At 61.1% G+C, this 17,882-nt stretch carries 15 protein-coding genes; 5 read left to right on the forward strand and 10 right to left on the reverse strand.

What is annotated here, in order from left to right:
• Positions 1–189: 189 nt before the first annotated feature.
• Positions 190–861, forward strand: a complete 672-nt coding sequence (locus tag ACSQ2W_RS13530) for a tetratricopeptide repeat protein (protein WP_436086701.1) — start codon at positions 190–192, stop codon at positions 859–861.
• Between the two features lie 148 nt (positions 862–1,009).
• On the forward strand, positions 1,010–2,434 hold the full coding sequence (gene der, locus ACSQ2W_RS13535) for a ribosome biogenesis GTPase Der (RefSeq protein WP_436086702.1): 1,425 nt from the start codon (positions 1,010–1,012) through the stop codon (positions 2,432–2,434).
• A 27-nt stretch (positions 2,435–2,461) separates the two neighbouring features.
• On the opposite strand, the gene ACSQ2W_RS13540 is transcribed toward der, so the two are convergent.
• On the reverse strand, positions 2,462–3,376 hold the full coding sequence (locus tag ACSQ2W_RS13540) for a sugar kinase (protein ID WP_436086703.1): 915 nt from the start codon (positions 3,374–3,376) through the stop codon (positions 2,462–2,464).
• Positions 3,377–3,505: 129 nt separating this feature from the next.
• Positions 3,506–4,519, reverse strand: a complete 1,014-nt coding sequence (locus ACSQ2W_RS13545; protein WP_436086704.1) for an Ldh family oxidoreductase — start codon at positions 4,517–4,519, stop codon at positions 3,506–3,508.
• 264 nt (positions 4,520–4,783) lie between these two features.
• Between ACSQ2W_RS13545 and bglA the strand changes: the two genes are divergently transcribed.
• Positions 4,784–6,433, forward strand: coding sequence for a beta-galactosidase BglA (gene bglA / locus ACSQ2W_RS13550; protein ID WP_436086705.1), 1,650 nt, complete (start codon positions 4,784–4,786; stop codon positions 6,431–6,433).
• Here the strand turns inward: bglA and ACSQ2W_RS13555 are convergent.
• The 5 genes from ACSQ2W_RS13555 to ACSQ2W_RS13575 all read right to left on the reverse strand — a co-directional run bounded on the left by ACSQ2W_RS13555 (position 6,425) and on the right by ACSQ2W_RS13575 (position 11,556).
• On the reverse strand, positions 6,425–6,679 hold the full coding sequence (locus ACSQ2W_RS13555) for a ParE family toxin-like protein (RefSeq protein ID WP_436086706.1): 255 nt from the start codon (positions 6,677–6,679) through the stop codon (positions 6,425–6,427). The genes bglA and ACSQ2W_RS13555 overlap by 9 nt on opposite strands.
• Entirely contained in the window at positions 6,676–6,876 is a 201-nt protein-coding gene (locus ACSQ2W_RS13560; protein ID WP_436086707.1) for a hypothetical protein, read from the reverse strand. The genes ACSQ2W_RS13555 and ACSQ2W_RS13560 overlap by 4 nt, the downstream gene beginning before the upstream one ends.
• A gap of 64 nt (positions 6,877–6,940) precedes the next feature.
• Positions 6,941–8,638 carry an adenine deaminase gene (gene ade / locus ACSQ2W_RS13565; RefSeq protein ID WP_436086708.1) on the reverse strand — a complete coding sequence of 566 codons (1,698 nt, stop codon included), beginning with the start codon at positions 8,636–8,638 and terminating at the stop codon, positions 6,941–6,943.
• A gap of 197 nt (positions 8,639–8,835) precedes the next feature.
• Entirely contained in the window at positions 8,836–9,942 is a 1,107-nt protein-coding gene (locus ACSQ2W_RS13570) for a branched-chain amino acid ABC transporter substrate-binding protein (RefSeq protein ID WP_436086709.1), read from the reverse strand.
• A gap of 285 nt (positions 9,943–10,227) precedes the next feature.
• Positions 10,228–11,556, reverse strand: coding sequence for an aspartate aminotransferase family protein (locus tag ACSQ2W_RS13575; RefSeq protein WP_436086710.1), 1,329 nt, complete (start codon positions 11,554–11,556; stop codon positions 10,228–10,230).
• 259 nt (positions 11,557–11,815) lie between these two features.
• Between ACSQ2W_RS13575 and ACSQ2W_RS13580 the strand changes: the two genes are divergently transcribed.
• Positions 11,816–14,083 carry a glycoside hydrolase family 9 protein gene (locus tag ACSQ2W_RS13580; RefSeq protein ID WP_436086711.1) on the forward strand — a complete coding sequence of 756 codons (2,268 nt, stop codon included), beginning with the start codon at positions 11,816–11,818 and terminating at the stop codon, positions 14,081–14,083.
• Entirely contained in the window at positions 14,080–15,234 is a 1,155-nt protein-coding gene (locus tag ACSQ2W_RS13585; protein WP_436086712.1) for a Gfo/Idh/MocA family protein, read from the forward strand. The genes ACSQ2W_RS13580 and ACSQ2W_RS13585 overlap by 4 nt, the downstream gene beginning before the upstream one ends.
• Here the strand turns inward: ACSQ2W_RS13585 and ACSQ2W_RS13590 are convergent.
• The 3 genes from ACSQ2W_RS13590 to ACSQ2W_RS13600 all read right to left on the reverse strand — a co-directional run bounded on the left by ACSQ2W_RS13590 (position 15,219) and on the right by ACSQ2W_RS13600 (position 17,861).
• The gene (locus ACSQ2W_RS13590) at positions 15,219–16,292 is read right to left on the reverse strand and encodes a Gfo/Idh/MocA family protein (RefSeq protein ID WP_436086713.1); all 1,074 of its coding nucleotides are present in this window, start codon (positions 16,290–16,292) and stop codon (positions 15,219–15,221) included. The genes ACSQ2W_RS13585 and ACSQ2W_RS13590 overlap by 16 nt on opposite strands.
• A 364-nt stretch (positions 16,293–16,656) precedes the next feature.
• On the reverse strand, positions 16,657–16,998 hold the full coding sequence (locus ACSQ2W_RS13595) for an ArsR/SmtB family transcription factor (RefSeq protein WP_436086714.1): 342 nt from the start codon (positions 16,996–16,998) through the stop codon (positions 16,657–16,659).
• A gap of 119 nt (positions 16,999–17,117) precedes the next feature.
• The gene (locus tag ACSQ2W_RS13600) at positions 17,118–17,861 is read right to left on the reverse strand and encodes a HugZ family protein (protein WP_436086715.1); all 744 of its coding nucleotides are present in this window, start codon (positions 17,859–17,861) and stop codon (positions 17,118–17,120) included.
• Positions 17,862–17,882: the final 21 nt, after the last annotated feature.

Below are 17,882 nucleotides of genomic sequence, written 5' to 3' on the forward strand. Positions count from 1 at the left end.
ACGATGCGAAAGCATCGTGACTGCGATCCTCTCCTAGCCGGAAACGAAGATCGAGCCGATCCTATGGGTTCCTATCATCGATCCTTGGTATTAATGCGCGTGCCCCCTTACAACGGCCTCAAAATGCGGTAGAAGCGCGCAATCTTACTTTCATCTTTGCAGGGAAGGCCGGGCAACCGGAACTTAGGAATGGCGAACCAGGACGACAGCTTTATCCGCGAGGTCAACGAAGAACTGCGCTCCGACCAGGTCAAGGCCGTTTGGACGCGCTTCGGCAGCGTGATCATCGGGATCGCCATTCTCATTGTTCTCGGCACCATCGGCAAGGTGGGTTACGAATACTGGCGCGAAACCTCGGCCTCGCAGTCGGGCGACCAGTTCCTGGCGGCCCTGACGCTCTCCAAGGAAAACAAGACCGATGAAGCGCTGGCGGCGCTGACTGCGCTTGAGAAGGACGGCTACGGCGCCTATCCGGTGCTGGCGAAGATGCGCGCGGCAACGCTTATGGCGCAGAAGGGCGATGTCGCCGCTGCTGTTCAGGCCTTCTCCGATATCGCCAAGGATGCCAGCCTGCCGCAGGCGATGCGCGATGCGGCCCGGATGCGCGCGGCCTATCTGCTGGTCGATACCGGCACCTATGAGCAGGTTTCGGCCGGAGCCGAACAGCTCGCCGTGCCGGGTAACGGCATGCGCCATTCCGCGCGCGAAGCCCTTGGGCTCGCAGCCTACAAGGCCGGCGACATGGCGAAGGCAAAGACCTGGTTCCAGCAGATTGTTGATGATGCCGAAACCCCGCGCAATCTGGCGAACCGCGCCCAGATGCTGCTCGATCTGATTGCCGCCAGCGGCAAGGCGGCCTGAGCGGGCGTCCACAGCGCCGCGCGTCAGACATGACGCGCAAAGGACGCTGTAACACTTTAAATCTGCTGCATAATTTTATCCTTAAAGGAATTATGCAGTAGAAGACAAACATTAGAGCATGATGCTCTGAAGAAGACAGGATGACTTGATGAACTTCACCGTCGCCATCGTTGGGCGCCCCAATGTCGGCAAATCCACGCTTTTCAACCGTCTGGTTGGCAAGAAGCTGGCGCTTGTCGACGACACGCCGGGGGTTACCCGCGACCGGCGCCCGGGCGAGGCCAAGCTCGTGGATCTGCGCTTTACCATCGTCGATACCGCCGGCCTCGAGCAGTCCGGCCCCGAGACTCTGCAGGGCCGCATGTGGGCGCAGACGGAAGCGGCCATCGCAGAGGCTGATCTGACACTCTTCGTCGTTGATGCCAAGCATGGCCTAACGCCGGCCGATGAGACGCTCGGCGAAATGCTGCGCCGCCGTGGCAAGCCGGTCGTGCTGGTTGCCAACAAGTCCGAAGCCAAGGGCTCCGACGGCGGCTATTACGATGCCTTCACCCTGGGCCTCGGCGAGCCGATCGCCATCTCGGCTGAGCATGGCCAGGGCATGATCGATCTGCGCGACGCGATTGTTGAAGCGCTCGGCGAGGACCGCGCTTTCCCGCCGGACGTCGACGAAGCAGAGACGGACGTCGATCTTCGCCACGAACCGGGCGAGGAAGAAGACGAGGACTTCGAGCCGGCCTATGACGACACCAAGCCTTTGCGGGTGGCGATCATCGGCCGCCCGAATGCCGGCAAGTCGACGCTGATCAACCGCTTTCTCGGTGAAGACCGCCTGCTGACCGGTCCTGAGGCCGGCATTACCCGCGACAGTATCTCGGTCGAATGGGACTGGCGCGGCCGCACCATCAAAATGTTCGACACCGCCGGCATGCGCAAGAAGGCGCGGGTGCAGGAGAAGCTGGAAAAGCTCTCCGTTGCCGACAGTCTGCGCTCCATCCGCTTCGCCGAAGCGGTCGTCATCGTCTTCGATGCAACCATCCCCTTCGAAAAGCAGGATCTGCAGCTCGCAGATCTCGTGATCCGTGAAGGCCGCGCGCCGATCCTCGCCTTCAACAAGTGGGATCTGGTAGAAGACCCGCAGGCGCTGCTTGCCGATCTTAGAGAAAAGACCGAGCGTCTGCTGCCGCAGGCTCGCGGCATCCGCGCCGTGCCGATTTCCGGCCAGACGGGTTACGGCCTCGACAAGCTGATGCAGTCGATCATCGATACCGACAAGGTCTGGAACCGCCGTATTTCCACCGCCAAGCTCAACCGCTGGCTGGATCATCAGCAGGTGCAGCATCCGCCGCCGGCCGTGTCGGGCCGCCGCCTGAAGCTAAAATACATGACGCAGGTGAAAGCTCGCCCGCCGGGTTTCATGATTTCCTGCACACGCCCGGATTCCGTGCCGGAAAGCTATATCCGCTACCTGACTAACGGTTTGCGCAACGATTTCCAGCTGCCCGGCGTGCCGATCCGCATCCATCTCAGGGCATCGGAAAACCCGTTCGAGAACCGCAAGAAGCGGAAATGATCCGGCCTTAGCGGAGGTCCCGCCCGGTCAGGCCGGAAGTTTGTCCTTCGCCACCAGGGCGCCGTGATGCTGAATGACTGCTGCCGCCGTCTTCGCAGCGAACCGGGCGGCCGCTACAGGATCACCGTCAGCGGCGTAACGTGCAAGGAACGCGCCGTTGAAGCTGTCACCCGCGCTCGTCGTATCGACGATCTTGTCCACCTTGGCCGAGGGGACGAATTCGGCTTTATCATCGCCGAAGCTCACGGTCACGCCCTTTGCCCCATCCTTGACAACGACATTCTCCACGCCGAGACCGCGATATCGGGCGATCGTCGCCGCAATATCGGCGTCGCCGAAATGGGCCGCTTCATCATCGAAACTCGGCATGACGAGGCTGGACGCGCGGGCGCCGGCGGAGATGGATTCCAGCATATAGTGCCTGTCGTTCCACAGGCGCGGGCGGATATTGGGATCGAAGACGACCAGCTTGCCGGCAGCCTTGGCGCGGCGCAGTTCCAAGAGCAGCGTCTCGGCGGCGCTCGGCGCAAGGATGGCCAGCGTGATGCCCGAAAAGACGAGGATATCCGAGGCTTCGATCGCCATACGCAGATGGCCGGCGTCGTCGGCAAGCAGTTTGGCGGCGGAAACCGAGCGCCAGTAGGAGAAGCTGCGTTCGCCATCCTTCAGATGGATCATGTAGAGGCCTGGCGAACGGCCCTTGATGGGGCGGATGTAGCGTGTACCGACGCCGGTGTTTTCGATGAAGGCAAGCATCTCGTCGGAAACCGTATCGGTGCCGACCGCCGTGAAATAATCGACGGACCAATCCTCAGGCAGAAACAGCCGGGCATAATAGGCGGTATTGAAACTGTCACCGGCATAGCCCTTGCGCAGGAGATTACCTTCGGCCTGCATCAGTTCCACCATGCATTCGCCGATCGAAAGCAGCCTGCCTGCCATGAAATCCTCCCGCCCAGTTTCAAGTTCTACTGCATAATTCCTTAAATCGGGATCGATTTAAGGAAAAAATTATGCAGCAGATCAAAGCGTTACAGCGACCTTGGCGCGTCTGAAAAGACGCGCGGCGCCTTAGTCGCGCCTACTTGCGAAAGCGGAGATACGGCTTACCAGCGCGGAAGGCAAGCGGATGCCGTGCTGGCGTGCGCGGTTCAGGGCATCGAATTTCGACACTCCAGGAATGTGAACGCCATAGCCGCCTGAAAGCCGTGCCAATTGCGCGTCGAGCCGGTCTTCGAAGTCTTCGTCCAGCAGAGATGGGGCGATGGCGATGACGGTGAGGCCGCCGCCGGGCGTCCTGTCTCCGCTCATGAAATCCGGCGCATCGAGCGACCAGTTCGCGCCGCTCAAACCCGCCGCCAATACCTCGACCATCAGCGCGACATTGGCGCCGCGTGCACCGCCAAAAGCAAGCATCGCACCCTTCATGGCCTCCCTCGCGTCCGTGGTTGGTTGCCCAGTCGCGTCGACCGCCCAGCCTGCCGGAATCGGTTCGTTGTGCGCCGCCGCCTCGCGAATCGTGGCGAAAGCGGTGGCGCTGGAGGATTGGTCGATGAGAAGCGGCGCACCATTCTTGCGGGGTGCGGCGAAGGCGAGCGGGTTGGTGCAATAGACCGGTTTTGTGCCGCCGGACCCGGCGATCAGCGCTGGTCCATTGGTCGCGGCCAAGCCAACGAGGCCCTGTTGCGCCAGCCGGAAGACATAACCGCCGAGTTCGCCGGACGTGTAGCTATTGAACTGGGCAAAGAGTGCAATGCCGAAGGCCTTGGCCTTTCCCGTCAGATCGTCAAAGGCGTGGTCGAAACCCAGTTGCGCAATACCGCCATCGGCATCCACGCGGATCAGGGCGGCGGCGGGGTCTGTCCGCCTGGGCTCGGCCTTGTTGTTGATGCGGCCGGCGACGAGACTTTCGAGATAGTCGACGAGATGGGAAAAGCCGACAGCCGCGGGGCTGCGCGCGTCGGCGTCCACCGTGGCGCGGGCGAGGGATGCGGCCATGGCCGGGCTTGCGCCTGCGCCAAGGAGTGCCGCAACGGCGAATTCATGCGCATGGGCAAGGCTGAATGATATCCACTTCTCGCTCATCTCATCTCCAGCGTTGCTTTTTGATCGTCATGGATGGGTCGCGGAGGGTGACGCCGGCCTTGTGGCGCCGCGGATCGATGAAAAGCCCTCGGGAACTGGCGCTGCACTGGCTTCTCCGGTTGCCTTGGTGGCGGGGCTGGTCATGCCATCATCATTTTTGCACCACGACCCGTCAATCTCAGGAGACGGCAGGGAATGCCGTTTACTCACTCTTTCTGCGACGATACATCTTCCAGCATATCCCTCGTGATCGCGGAGTTTTTGATGGCATCTCCCTTGAAGTCCAATCCTGACTGGTGGCGCGGCGCGGCGATCTATCAGGTCTATCCGCGATCCTTTCAGGATACCAGGGGCGATGGGATCGGCGATTTGAAGGGGGTGATGCTGCGGCTGCCCTATATCGCCAGCCTTGGCGTCGATGCCATCTGGCTGTCACCTTTCTTCACTTCGCCGATGGCCGACATGGGCTACGATGTCTCCGACTACTGCGATGTCGATCCGATGTTCGGCACACTTGCTGATTTTGACGCGCTGCTGACCAGGGCCCATGAACTGGGACTCAAGGTCATCATCGACCAGGTGATCTCGCACACCGCCGACCAGCACCCTTGGTTCAAGGAGAGCCGCTCGGACCGCACCAATCCGAAATCCGATTGGTACGTCTGGGCCGATCCGAAGCCGGACGGGACCGCGCCGAACAATTGGCTGTCGATCTTCGGCGGTCCGGCCTGGGAATGGGACGGCGTGCGCAAGCAATATTACATGCACAATTTTTTGGGCTCGCAGCCTGATCTCAACTTCCACAATCCGGGCGTTCAGGAGGCTCTCTTGGAAACCGTGCGTTTCTGGCTGAAGCGCGGCGTCGATGGTTTCCGGCTCGATACCGTCAACTTCTACTTCCACGACAAGGAGCTGCGGGACAACCCGCCGCTGGTTTATGACGAAGACGCGATCGGCCTCGACGCGCCCGACGTCAATCCCTACGGCATGCAGAACCATCTCTATGACAAGACGCAGCCGGAAAATATCGGCTTCCTGCAGCGCTTTCGCGCCCTGCTTGACGAATTCGGGGATCGTGCGTCGGTCGGCGAAGTGGGCGATGGCGCCCGCTCGTTGAAGACGGTGGCGGCCTATACCGGCGGCGGCGACAAGCTGCACATGTGCTACACGTTCGATCTGCTGGGACCGGATTTCACAGCCACCCACATCCGCCGCTGCGTTCAGGCCTTTCAGGATGCGGTCACCGACGGCTGGGTCTGCTGGGCTTTCTCCAACCACGACGTCACCCGCCATGTCAGCCGCTTCGCGCAGACGGAAGAGGAGCGCGCGCGGGTGGCGAAGCTGGCAATCTCGGTGCTTGCCGCTCTTCGTGGCTCAATTTGCCTCTATCAGGGCGAGGAACTGGCGCTTCCGGAAGCCGAACTCGAACTGGCAGATCTGCGTGATCCCTACGGCATCCGTTTCTGGCCGGCCTTCAAGGGCCGGGACGGGTGCCGCACGCCGATGGTCTGGGAGAAGGAGACGCCCCATGCCGGGTTTTCGACCGTCAAGCCCTGGTTGCCTGTTCCTGAGGTGCACCGCCCATTGGCCGTCGACCAGCAGGAAACGGTGACGGATTCGGTACTCGCCCATTACCGGCAGACGCTGGCCTTTCGAAAAAAGCACGCGCCGCTTCTGGATGGCAGCATGACTTTCCTCGAAACCAATCAGGACATCCTGGCTTTCACGCGGGAAAAGGGCGGGGAGAAGCTGCTGTTCGTCTTCAACCTGCGCCGCGGGCCGCAGACGGTGCAGCTACCAAATGGCCTGAAGATCGCTGACGCCATTACGATGCCTGGTTTCGCGCCTCGGTTAGAGGGGGTGGAAATCATGCTTGAGGCGCTGGATGTGTTTTGCGGGCGGCTGTTACCGTAGCAGCTTATCGTACTGAGCGTGGGTGCCGATCCAGAACCAGATCACGTCGTCGCCCTCTTGCACCGCAAGGGCGCGCCACGAGGTGCCAACGCGCACGGACCAAAAACGCCCAACCTGTTTGAAGTGAAGGGACGGATGTTTGGGATCAGCTTTCAATTTTTCAAAATTGCGATCAGCCAGTTCTCGAACTTGCGCCGGCAAGTCATCGTATGCCCGCCAGAACGATGCGGTCGCGTTGTGCTTCACAGGCTCCGAGACCGACCAGCTTTGAAGTCCGTCAAGGCATTTTCTGCCAACGCGTCCAGTGCACCACGTTTGGCATCCTGTTCAAACTGGACATCCCAACGCTTGGCCTGGAGTTTGTCGAACCATGCTGCAAAGGCGCGCAGTTCGTCCGGTCCAAGTTCTGAGATGGCCTTCTCGATTTGTTCCAATTTCGTCATCTCAAACTCCTACGCTACTAAACCAATTTAAGTGGAGTGAAAGGTCATTCCAAGACAAATATTTTCACCCAATCAGTGCAAACGTATCGACATCGACCAGCCCCCTGTCCGAAATCTTCAGGTGCGGAATGACCGGGAGCGGCAGGAACGCCAGCTGCAGGAATGGTTCCTGCAGCGTCGCGCCGAGAGCGAAGGCGGCCTGGCGCAGGTGGTGCAGCGTGTCGCGCACGCTTTCATAGGGTTCGAGGCTCATCAGGCCCGCAACGGGCAGGGCGATTTCGCCGGTCACCTTGCCGTCCTCGACGACGACGAAGCCACCCTTGATCTCGCCCAGCCGGTTGGCGGCGAGCGCCATGTCGTCCTCGTTGACGCCGACGACGCAGATATTATGGCTGTCATGACCGACGGTGGAGGCGATCGCGCCCTTCTTCAATCCGAACCCCTGGACGAAGCCGTTGGCGTGATTGCCGTTGATGCCGTGGCGCTCGATGACCGCGACTTTGATGATATCGCGACCGAGATCGACGCCGGCCTGATTGCCCGATGCTGGCAGCTTGAAACGGCGGTGCTCGGTGATGATCTTGCCCGGCAGCACGCCGATCACCGATGTCTCGCCTTCGGCATAGGGTGCGCCGAAATCGGCGGCGTTGATATGGCCGGCCTTGACACTGTCGAGGCCGACGGGAGAAACGGCGCGGCGGCTGGCGAATAGTTCATCGGTGACGAGCCGGCCGGCGGCGAACACCTTTTCTGCCTTGCAGCCCTCGAGACTGTCGATAACCACGAGATCGGCGCGCCAGCCCGGTGCCACTAGGCCGCGGTCGCGGAGCCCGAATGCGCGCGCGGCCGAAATGGAGGCGGCGCGGTAGACGGCCAGCGGCTCGACGCCTTGCGCGATCGCTTCACGGATCATGTAGTCGAGATGGCCTTGCTCGGCGATGTCGAGCGGATTGCGGTCGTCGGTGCACAGCGCCAGGAACGGTGACAGGCGTTCGGTGATGATCGGCATCAGCGCATGCAGGTCCTTGGAGACGGAGCCCTCGCGCACGAGAATGTGCATGCCCTTGCGGATCTTTTCGAGCGCCTCGTCTGCCGTCGTGCATTCGTGGTCGGTGCGGATGCCGGTGGAAAGATAGCCGTTCAGGTCGAGCCCGCGCAGCAGCGGCGCATGGCCGTCGATATGGCCGCCCTGAAAGGCTTCGAGCTTGGCGAGGCAGATCGGGTCCTTATGGATGACGCCCGGAAAATTCATGAATTCCGCCAGGCCGATCACCTTTTCATGGTCGCGGAACGGCAGCAGCATCTCGATCGGCAGGTTGGCGCCGGAGGTCTCCAGATGCGTCGCCGGGACGCAGCTCGAGAGCTGGACGCGGATGTCCATGATGGTTTCGAGGGCGGAGTCGAGAAAGTACCGGATGCCCTCGGTGCCGAGCACATTGGCGATCTCGTGCGGATCGCAGATCACCGTCGTTACGCCGTAGGGCAACACACAGCGGTCGAATTCATGCGGCGTGACGAGCGAGGATTCGATATGCAGATGCGTGTCGATGAAGCCCGGCACAACGATCCTGCCGGAAATATCGATTTCCGTCATGCCGTCATAGGCGCCACAGGTACCAACGACCCGATCACCGCAAATGGCGACGTCGGAAGCCACGAGATCGCCCGTCACAAGATCGAAGAAGCGGCCGCCCTTGAGCACGATATCGGCAGGCGTGCGGCCCGCGGCCTGGTCGATCAGCTTTTCAAGTTTTTTGCTCATAATGGATGATGCCTCTTCAATGCCGTGCGCCGGATTGGCTTATTGCCAGCATAGCCGCTGGCGGTCGGCATTGCATAGCAGACCGCAATAAATTGGTGCTTGCGTCAGTGGACTGCCCATAGGTGCCCGTCGGGTGGTCGGTTGGCCAAAAGGAAATCGGGCGCCGTAGCGCCCGATCCCGTTGATGGTCATTCCATTCATTCGGCAGCGACGATCTTGCCGTTCTCCCACTTGTAGAGCGAGAAGCTTGGCGAGGTCAGATCACCGGTCTCGCCATAGGTGAGGTTGCCGATGGCGGTGGTGATCGGCTCACCGGTTTTCAGGACAGCTGCGACGGCTGCCGCGTCTTCGGCGCTTCCGGCCTTCTCGATGCCTGTCTTGATCACTTCGACGGCGGCATAGGCATTGAGGGTGAAGGCCTCAGCCGGGATTTTCGCCGCCTCGAGAGCGGCAACTGCCGCCTTCGAATTCTCGCTCTTCAGCGCGTCCGCAGCATTGGTGAACACTGTCCCGGCAGCGGCATCCGTGCCGATGCTCCAGAATTCGCTGTTGGACAGACCGTCACCACCGATGATCTGGATGTTGGCGGAGATGTCGTGAAGCTGGCGCACCAGCAGCCCGGCTTCCGGATGGTAGCCGCCAAAATAGAGCACATCGACCTTCTCCGCCTTGAGGCGGGTGGTGAGCGCGCTCAGGTCCTTCTCGCCGGGTGTTAGCGCGTCGTTGAAGACCTCCGTGACACCGCCGGCGTTCAGCGTTGTCTTGAAGGCATCGGCAAGGCCCTTGCCGTAGGCGCCCTTGTCGTTGATGATGCCGATGCGCTTGTCCTTGAACTGTTTCAGCACGTAGGCTGCGGCCACTTCGGCCTGCTGGTCGTCGCGTCCGCACGTGCGCAGGACGGTGGTCAGGCCGCGCTTTGTCAGGTCCGGCGTCGTTGCTGTCGGCGTTACCATCAGGACACTGTTTTCGGCAAGGACATCGGAGGCCGGCATGGCGACGCCGGAGGTAACCGGGCCGACGACGAAGCGGATGCCTTCGGCGATGATCTGGTTTGCGGCTGAAACACCCTGCTTCGGTTCGCCGGCATCATCGGCGAGCTTCAGTACCACCTGTTCGCCCAGAATGCCGCCATTCTTGTTGATCTGAGCGACGGCGACCTCAGCGCCGTTCTTCACCTGGTCACCGTAAGCGGCGACCGGGCCGGTCAGGGGGGCAATCAGCCCGATCACGATCTCGGCATGGGCGAGCGGCGTGAAAGCCAGCGTGGCGGCGAGGGTGGCGCCCGTCAGTGTCTTGAAATTCATCTTGCTTCTCCTTGGATGGGTTGGTTCCCCGCGTGTCGGCGCTATCGCCATTGTTCGACGGGAGGCCTGATGCCCGATCCGCCGAAAGCAAGTTGAGCCCATTGGGTTTCCGTCTCTGGCGGATCGGTAGACTCCAATAATCTAGCGTTTAGAAACCGGTAGACAATTTCGCAAGGTGGAATTTTAAACAATGTGCGTAGGATTTATTCAGTAGTTGCACAGAAACGGGCCGAAACGTTCGTTCCGGCCCGTTCGCAACATAAGAAATGACTAAATATTGTTCAGTCAGATGTTGGACTGCAATACCTTGCGGATGCCGTCGATCAACTCGTCGATCTGCGCCTTCGTAATGATCAGCGGTGGCGAGAGCGCGATGATGTCGCCGGTGGTGCGGATCAGGTAGCCGCTTTCATACGCCTTGAGGAAGGCCGAGAAGGCGCGCTTGGTCGGCTCGCCGGCGATCGGCTGAAGCTCGATCGCGCCGATCAGGCCGATATTGCGGATGTCGATGACGTGCGGGCAGTCCTTCAGCGAATGCAGCGCGTCGGCCCAGTAGGAAGCGAGTTCGGCGCCGCGTGTCAGCAGCCCTTCGTCGCGGTAGGTGTCGAGCGTGCCGAGGGCGGCGGCGCAGGCGATCGGGTTGCCGGAATAGGTGTAGCCGTGGAAGAACTCGATCATGTGTTCGGGGCCGCTCATGAAGGCATCGTGGATTTCCGCGGTGACGAACACGGCGCCCATCGGAATGACGCCATTGGTCAGGCCCTTGGCCGTGACGATCATGTCCGGCTTGACATCGAAATACTGCGCCGCGAATGGCGCGCCGAGACGGCCATAACCGGTGATGACTTCGTCGAAGATCAGGAGGATGCCGTGCTTGGTGCAGATGTCGCGCAGCTTCTGCAGATAGCCCTTCGGCGGGATCAGCACGCCGGTGGAGCCTGCGACCGGCTCGACGATGACGGCGGCGATGGTCGAAGCGTCATGCAGCGCGACGATGCGTTCGAGTTCGGTGGCAAGATCGGCGCCGTGTTCCGGCTCGCCCTTGGTAAAGGCGTTCTTTTCCGGCAGGTGGGTGTGCGGCAGATGGTCGACGCCGGTCAGCAGCGTGCCGAACATCTTGCGGTTGGCGACGATGCCGCCGACCGAAATGCCGCCGAAGTTGACACCATGATAGCCGCGTTCACGGCCGATCAGGCGGGTGCGCGAGCCATTGCCCTTCACTTTGTGATAGGCGAGCGCCACCTTCAGCGCGGTTTCCACCGATTCCGAGCCAGAATTGGTGTAGAGCACGTGTTCCATCCCATCGGGCGCGATGTCGATCAGGCGGTTCGCCAATTCGAAGGCCTTGGGATGGCCCAGCTGGAAGGCGGGCGCGTAGTCGAGTTCGCCTGCCTGCTCGCGGATCGCCTCGGTGATCAGCGGCCGACAGTGTCCAGCGTTGACGCACCACAGGCCCGCGGTGCCGTCAAGCACCTGGCGTCCGTCATGGGTGGTGTAGTGCATGTCCTTCGCCTTGACGAACATGCGCGGCTCTTTCTTGTACTGCCGGTTGGCCGTGAATGGCATCCAGAAGGCGCTGAGATCGTTGGGCGTGGCGTTAAGGCGGTTCGACATTGTGTTCTCCGTGGCGTCTTTTTGTCTGGCGGCCAAATCCAGGTGGATGAAGCGGAATCTTTACCTGATGGTCAAACTATCAGCGCGCCTTCCAGCGTCAAGCCTTGGCCGATACGGTCAAGCAGGGTTTAGTCTGACGAAAAAACGCAGTCTGAAAACGTTATGAAACCGCGTTTGCGATCCTGTCTTTTCCGAAGTTTAACCTGTTTGCAGGAGAGTGGCGCCGCGTTTCCGAAACTTGGGCTCAGGATGGAAGTCTTTGCCAAAACTTCAGGCCGGTCTGGCGCTCGCGCTTCTCGTTTTTCTTTCCGCACAGGCGCGGGCAGCCGGCATGATTGCCGATGGCGCCTTTGACAAGGGCGAGGACGGCTTCTGGGCGGCCGGTGGCGTCGCGCTGTCGCGCCAACGCGGAGAATTATGCGCCGATATCGAGGCCGGCGGCAAGCCATGGGACCGCTTGCTCGGCGTCAACGATCTGCAATTTGCTGCGGGCACGTCCTATCGGCTGAAGATGACGCTCGACGGCAAGGAGGAGCGTATTATCCAGGTCGTGATCCAGCGCAATGCCGAGCCGTGGACGGTACAGGCGGCGTTCGATGCCGAGACCATAGACGGGCAAGAAGGGTTTTTGAAGGTCTTCAGGGCGACAGAAGCAGAACCCGCCCAGATTATTTTCCATCTGGGTGGCGCCGAAAAACCATGGCGGCTGTGCCTCGATGATGTAACGATTAGGGAAGCCAAGCCCGAGGAAGCCGTGGCGGCCATGAAAAGCGCGACGCGCGGCCTGCCGGCACTCGTCAACCAGGCCGGCTATTTCCTTGATGGGCCGAAGCGGGCAACAATCCTGTCGAATGCCACCAAGCCGCTGGCCTTCAAGCTTGAGGATGCTCGGGGCGTGGTGGTCGGAGAGGGCATGACGGCCCCTGCCGGTTTCGATGAAACGGTCGGAGCAGATACGCAGATTGCCGATTTTTCCGCCTTCACAATGGCCGGCGAAGGGTACCGCGTGGTTGCCGGCGGCAAGACGAGCCACTCTTTTTCCATCGGCCGCGACGTCTATGGCAAATTGCGCGTCGATGCGCTGTCCTGGTTTTATCCGCAGCGCAGCGGCATCGAGATCAGGGGCGAAATTGTCGGAGGGGCCTATGCCCGGCCGGCCGGACACATCCAGGAAAGCCCCAACAGGGGCGATACCCGGGTGGCGTGCCTGACCGGCAAGGTCGCGGTGGACCTCTACGGCGAAGATTGGACCTGTGACTATTCGCTCGACGTCTCCGGCGGCTGGTACGATGCCGGTGACCAGGGCAAATACGTGGTCAATGGCGGCATCGCGGCTGCGCAGCTTCTCGGCACGTTCGAACGCGGCCTGGTCTACGGCAAGGGGGCATCGCCGGTGCTCAGTGACAGCCTGTCGCGCATTCCCGAAAACGGCAACGGTGTTCCCGATATTCTCGACGAGGCGCGCTGGGAACTCGAATTCCTGATGAAGATGATGGTGCCCGACGGTCAGCCCTTGGCCGGCATGGTGCATCACAAAGTCCATGACACGAAGTGGACCGACGTGCCGATGCTGCCGCATCTTGATCCGGAAGAGCGAGCATTGCATCGCCCCTCAACGGCCGCGACGCTCAATCTCGCGGCAGCGGCGGCGCAGGGCGCGCGGCTGTTTGCGCCCTATGACGAGGCGTTCTCCGAAACGCTGCTTGCCGCGGCGAAAAAGGCCTGGCTCGCCGCGGCTGCCAATCCGGTGCTCTATGCGCCGACGTCGGATGGCCTGCAGGGCGGTGGCGATTATGAGGACACCGATATTGCCGACGAGACCTATTGGGCTGCAGCCGAGCTCTACCTGACCACCGGGAAGACCATGTATCTCTCTGCGCTGAAAACCTCTGCCTATTGGGCGGGCCCTGTCTTTCCTGCCGTTGGCGCATTCAACTGGCGCAGTGTTGCCGGCCTTGGCCGTCTCGACCTGGCGCTCTATGGCGACAGGTTGCCCGAGGAGGACAAGGCGATGATCCGCGCCTCTGTCGTCGCCGCTGCCAGAAATTTCATCGGCCTGCAGAAGAATGAGCCCTTCGGGCAGATCTACCGGCCGGCCAACAACCGCTATGACTGGGGATCCAACCAGTTGATCCTGCAAAACATGATCGTCGTCTCGGCGGGATACGACCTGACGGGCGAAAAGCCTTTCCTCAATGGCGTGCGCGAGAGCATGGATTACATCTTCGGGCGGAATGCGATGAACATGTCTTATGTCACGGGTTATGGCGGCGTCTTTGCCAAGAACCAGCATAGCCGCTGGTATGCCCATCAGGTCGATGACACGCTGCCCAATCCGCCGGTCGGCACTTTGGCGGGCGGGCCGAACTCTACGCTGGTCGATGATGTATCGAAAGCGGGGCTTGAGGGGTGCCTGCCGCAGACGTGCTATGTCGATGACATCATGGCCTGGGGGACCAATGAAATGGCTATCAACTGGAATGCGCCGCTGGTCTATATTGCTTCTTTCCTGGCGGATGCGCGATGAGCGGACAGACAGGCATCGCCTTCATCGGCACCGGTTTCGTCGCCGACTACTATATGACCACGCTGGCAAACCATCCGCAGTTGCGGCTGACGGGCGTCTGGGACATTGACGCTGCGCGGCTGCAGCAGTTCTGTGGGTATTGGAAAGTCCGCGCCTATACGTCCGAGACGGAGCTGCTGTCGGATCCCGCCGTTGCCATCATCGTCAACCTGACGCCACCAGAGAGTCATCATGCCGTTAACAAGGCGGCATTGCTCGCCGGTAAGCACGTCTATTGCGAAAAACCCTTGGCAATGACGGTGGACGAGGCGCGGGAACTGGTCGAACTGGCACACGAAAGGGGACTGGTGCTGGCGGGCGCGCCTGCCAATGCGCTCAGCGATGCGCAGGCCCATTGCGCAGAAATCCTCAGCACGGGTGTCATCGGCACGCCGCGCCTCGCCTATGCGGAAATGGAGGATGGGCCGGTCTTCCTGGACAAGTGGCAGGAGTGGCGAAGCCGCTCCGGCGCGAAATGGCCGGCGGTACACGAATTCGAAATCGGCTGCACGCTGGAGCATGCGGGCTATGCGACGAGCTGGCTCGTCTTGCTGTTCGGTCCCGTGGCGCATGTCGCGGCATTCTCGGCGTTGACTTTTCCTGACAAGGGGCCAGGCACCGGACATCTGGCGCTCGGGCCGGATTTTTCCGTCGGTTGCCTGACATTCCGCTCGGGCCTCGTCGCCCGCCTGACCAGCGGACTTGCCGCGCCGCGCGACCGGTCGCTGACGATCGTCGGGGACAAGGGGACCCTCGTGGTCCGCGACCTCTGGGATAACCGCTCGCCGATCCATGTCGAGTTGCCGGGTGCCAGGAAGCCGCTGTTGCATCGGGCGATCGAGCGCCTGGAATGGCAGTTCCAGCGGAAATTTGCGTTTCGGCTGACCGCCGGAAAACCGGTCGCCTACCCGCGTCCTGCCGAGAAAAACGCCCTGCCGGCCTATCCCTCGCAGATCGATTTCGTGCGCGGCATCGCGGCCCAGGCGGACGCGATAAGGCAAAACACCAAACCATTCTTTTCGGGCGAGACCGCGCTGCACCTGACGGATATCGTGCTGGCGCTGAATGCCGGCAAACGGGATCACACGCCTGGCGGTTATGACGCAGGCTGAGCCAATACGGTTTCGATGATTTCCAGCGCAGCAATGCTGGCGCCAAGCGGCATCAGCTGCTGCTCGCATTTTCCCTCGAGGATGGCCCTGCTTGCCGCTTCGATCTCGAACTGCAGCCCACGACCGGGAAAGCCATGCTCATGGATCGTCAGCCCGGGCAGGGGCAGCCTGCGTCCAGCCTTGCCGATCAGGCGCGAGAGGCGTCCGGAGCCAAGCGGGATCGCCAGGTGACGCGCAAGAGGATTTCTCGTGACAATGATACGGCTTGCCTGCAGGAACGGCTCGTTGATCGCGAGGCTTGCCTTGTCGCCTTCGATGATGAAACGATTGCTGCCATTACGATCGAATGCACAGGAGAGTGTAGCATCGAAACCGGGATACTTCATCCTGATCGCCGCTGACATGTCGACGCCCGTGGGCGCGGCGCGCCATCGCCCGCTCACCGCCTGCGGAAAACCGAACAGCGCGAGCGTCAGCCCGATGGGATAGACCCCGAGATCAAGAAGCGAGCCGCCACCGAGCGCTTTCGAGAAGAAGCGGCTGTCCCGGTCGAAGGCTTTGACATAGCCGAGTTCTGCTCGAACGCCCGTGACAGTACCGATTGCGTTGACGGCAATCAGGTTGCGCACCCGGTTGACTGCCGGCAGGAACACGGTCCAGAGAGCCTCCATCGCGAATGTGTTCGTTTCCCTGGCCAGTTGGGCCAGGTGCCGCGCCTCAGCCGCGGTCGTCACCAATGGCTTTTCGACAAGGACAGGTACTTTAGCGCGCAACAGCGATTGCGCATGTTTGAAATGGGCGGTGTTCGGCGTCGCCAGATAGACGGCATCAATTTCGGCGTCGGCTGCCAAAGCCTCGATGCTGGTTAGCATCCGAAGCCCGCCGAAGCGCTGTGAGAATGCAGCGGCCGCTTCTGCCGTCTGCGAGCATACGGCAACAAGCTCGGCATTGCCGGCCCAACGGATGTCTTCGGCAAAGGTGGAGGCGATGGTGCCGGTCCCGAGTACGGCCCATCTGACGATCGACGGCGGCTGCCGGTTATTGGCGGTGGTGTTCATGACGGCGATCCTGCACGGCAAAGTGTCAAAAGCGCGTAAACATCGGCATAGGGGATATCGACAGCGATACGGAAAGCCCCGCGCAACCTGGTCGTGCGATGCAGGATTTGATTCGGGGAGCGGACGGCAGAGCAAGGGCAATTGTCGCCGCCTCGGCTGAAGTTACGGTCATGCCTGCCGCGTTTGGATACGCAGGGTCAGGTGCGACGGGTCAGCGGATTCCCCGCGGAAATGTAAGGATTTTTCACCCAGATCGGGGATGCCGCATTGATAAAATCGGCGATCCAATGTGGCGAAAATTCGAAGGACACGGCAAAGAGGCTGGTAAAAACGGGGACCGGCGGGCGGCCGGTCCCCGTCCGTATCAGGCGGTACGACGCTGCGCGGCCCTTTCGGCCGGGGCGGTTTCTTCGCCATAGATTTCCGTCAGTGTTTTCAACACTTTCAGGACAGCATCCGAAGAGCTTGAATAGTAGATCGTCTGCGCATCGCGACGGGTGGTCACGAGATTCTGGGCACGCAATTTCGAGAGATGTTGCGACAGGGCAGATTGGCTGAGGCCGACCTGGTTTGCCAACGCGCCGACTGCCATTTCCTGGTTCACCAGTGAACGCAGAATCAGCAGACGCTTGGGGTTTGCCATGGCCGACAGAAACTCCGCAGCTATTTCAGCCTTGCCGTGTTTCTGGGGAGAGATCGTTTGCATTCCATACTCCGTGCGAGGTTCACATCACGCTTGGTTATGATTGTGAATATGCAATAATTAGACGTGATGAATAAAAGCACAACCTCCTACTGCAAGAAATCGGGGTAGGCAGGGCAAAGTTAACCACATAGTTTCACCAGCATCATGCGCAGTTCGCGCGCGGATTGCAATGGTGCATCGTATTCCAGTCTCCTTAATTGGTCGCCCGAGGCAAGATCGACCCCAGCGGCATCGAGGCCGCAGATTCGCCAGTCCGTGCCTTCGGCCTTGCAATAGACCTGCGCATAGCGGCTCGCCGCGTCGGGATGGTCGCTGTTCATATGCTCGATTGCCCCCTCTTCCATCGCTGCGAGGTCGTCGATTGCCGGCGAGCGAATGGACAGGTCTTTGCCATCAAGCGCATAGGCCCGGCCAAAGCCGCCATTGAGGCTGGCTTCAACTGGCCGCAACCTGAAAAAGGCAAAGTCCGGAAAGTCGATGTAGAGTTCCGATTTCGGATGGCGGCGGACGAATCGTGCACGAATACGGGCATGCGCGGCGCCGTCCCGTTCGACTTTCTCCGCTTCGCACTGAACGGTCAGACGGGGATGCGCGAGGGGATCGCCCTTGCCGATTTCGCCGGTGAGCAGCGAGCAGCGGCTGTCGGCCGACAGGGCCTGTGTATGAGTCGATAGAGCAGACACAAGGATGACCGGCGTTCCGTCCGTGTCGATGCCAACAAGCACGCGGCTGACGAAGGGAAAACCGTTGCTTTCCGGCTCGACGACGGCGAGGGCGGCGCTGCGGGCGGAGCGCAGCAGGATGCGGGCAAGCTTGCGCGCCTCGTCGTCGGTTTCGCGCAGCACGGAAGGTTTTTCGGCCATCGGAATTGTCCCATGTCTTGA

The sequence above is a fragment of the Pararhizobium sp. LjRoot255 genome, assembly GCF_964252905.1.
Taxonomy (GTDB): Bacteria; Pseudomonadota; Alphaproteobacteria; order Rhizobiales; family Rhizobiaceae; genus Pararhizobium.

Bases quoted from the DNA above. Each gene is read 5' to 3' on its own strand.
- ACSQ2W_RS13530 (WP_436086701.1), top strand. From the start codon at position 190: ATGGCGAACCAGGACGACAGCTTTATCCGCGAGGTCAACGAAGAACTG.
- der (WP_436086702.1), top strand. From the start codon at position 1,010: ATGAACTTCACCGTCGCCATCGTTGGGCGCCCCAATGTCGGCAAATCC.
- ACSQ2W_RS13540 (WP_436086703.1), bottom strand. From the start codon at position 3,376: ATGGCAGGCAGGCTGCTTTCGATCGGCGAATGCATGGTGGAACTGATG.
- ACSQ2W_RS13545 (WP_436086704.1), bottom strand. From the start codon at position 4,519: ATGAGCGAGAAGTGGATATCATTCAGCCTTGCCCATGCGCATGAATTC.
- bglA (WP_436086705.1), top strand. From the start codon at position 4,784: ATGGCATCTCCCTTGAAGTCCAATCCTGACTGGTGGCGCGGCGCGGCG.
- ACSQ2W_RS13560 (WP_436086707.1), bottom strand. From the start codon at position 6,876: ATGACGAAATTGGAACAAATCGAGAAGGCCATCTCAGAACTTGGACCG.
- ade (WP_436086708.1), bottom strand. From the start codon at position 8,638: ATGAGCAAAAAACTTGAAAAGCTGATCGACCAGGCCGCGGGCCGCACG.
- ACSQ2W_RS13570 (WP_436086709.1), bottom strand. From the start codon at position 9,942: ATGAATTTCAAGACACTGACGGGCGCCACCCTCGCCGCCACGCTGGCT.
- ACSQ2W_RS13575 (WP_436086710.1), bottom strand. From the start codon at position 11,556: ATGTCGAACCGCCTTAACGCCACGCCCAACGATCTCAGCGCCTTCTGG.
- ACSQ2W_RS13585 (WP_436086712.1), top strand. From the start codon at position 14,080: ATGAGCGGACAGACAGGCATCGCCTTCATCGGCACCGGTTTCGTCGCC.
- ACSQ2W_RS13590 (WP_436086713.1), bottom strand. From the start codon at position 16,292: ATGAACACCACCGCCAATAACCGGCAGCCGCCGTCGATCGTCAGATGG.
- ACSQ2W_RS13595 (WP_436086714.1), bottom strand. From the start codon at position 16,998: ATGCAAACGATCTCTCCCCAGAAACACGGCAAGGCTGAAATAGCTGCG.
- ACSQ2W_RS13600 (WP_436086715.1), bottom strand. From the start codon at position 17,861: ATGGCCGAAAAACCTTCCGTGCTGCGCGAAACCGACGACGAGGCGCGC.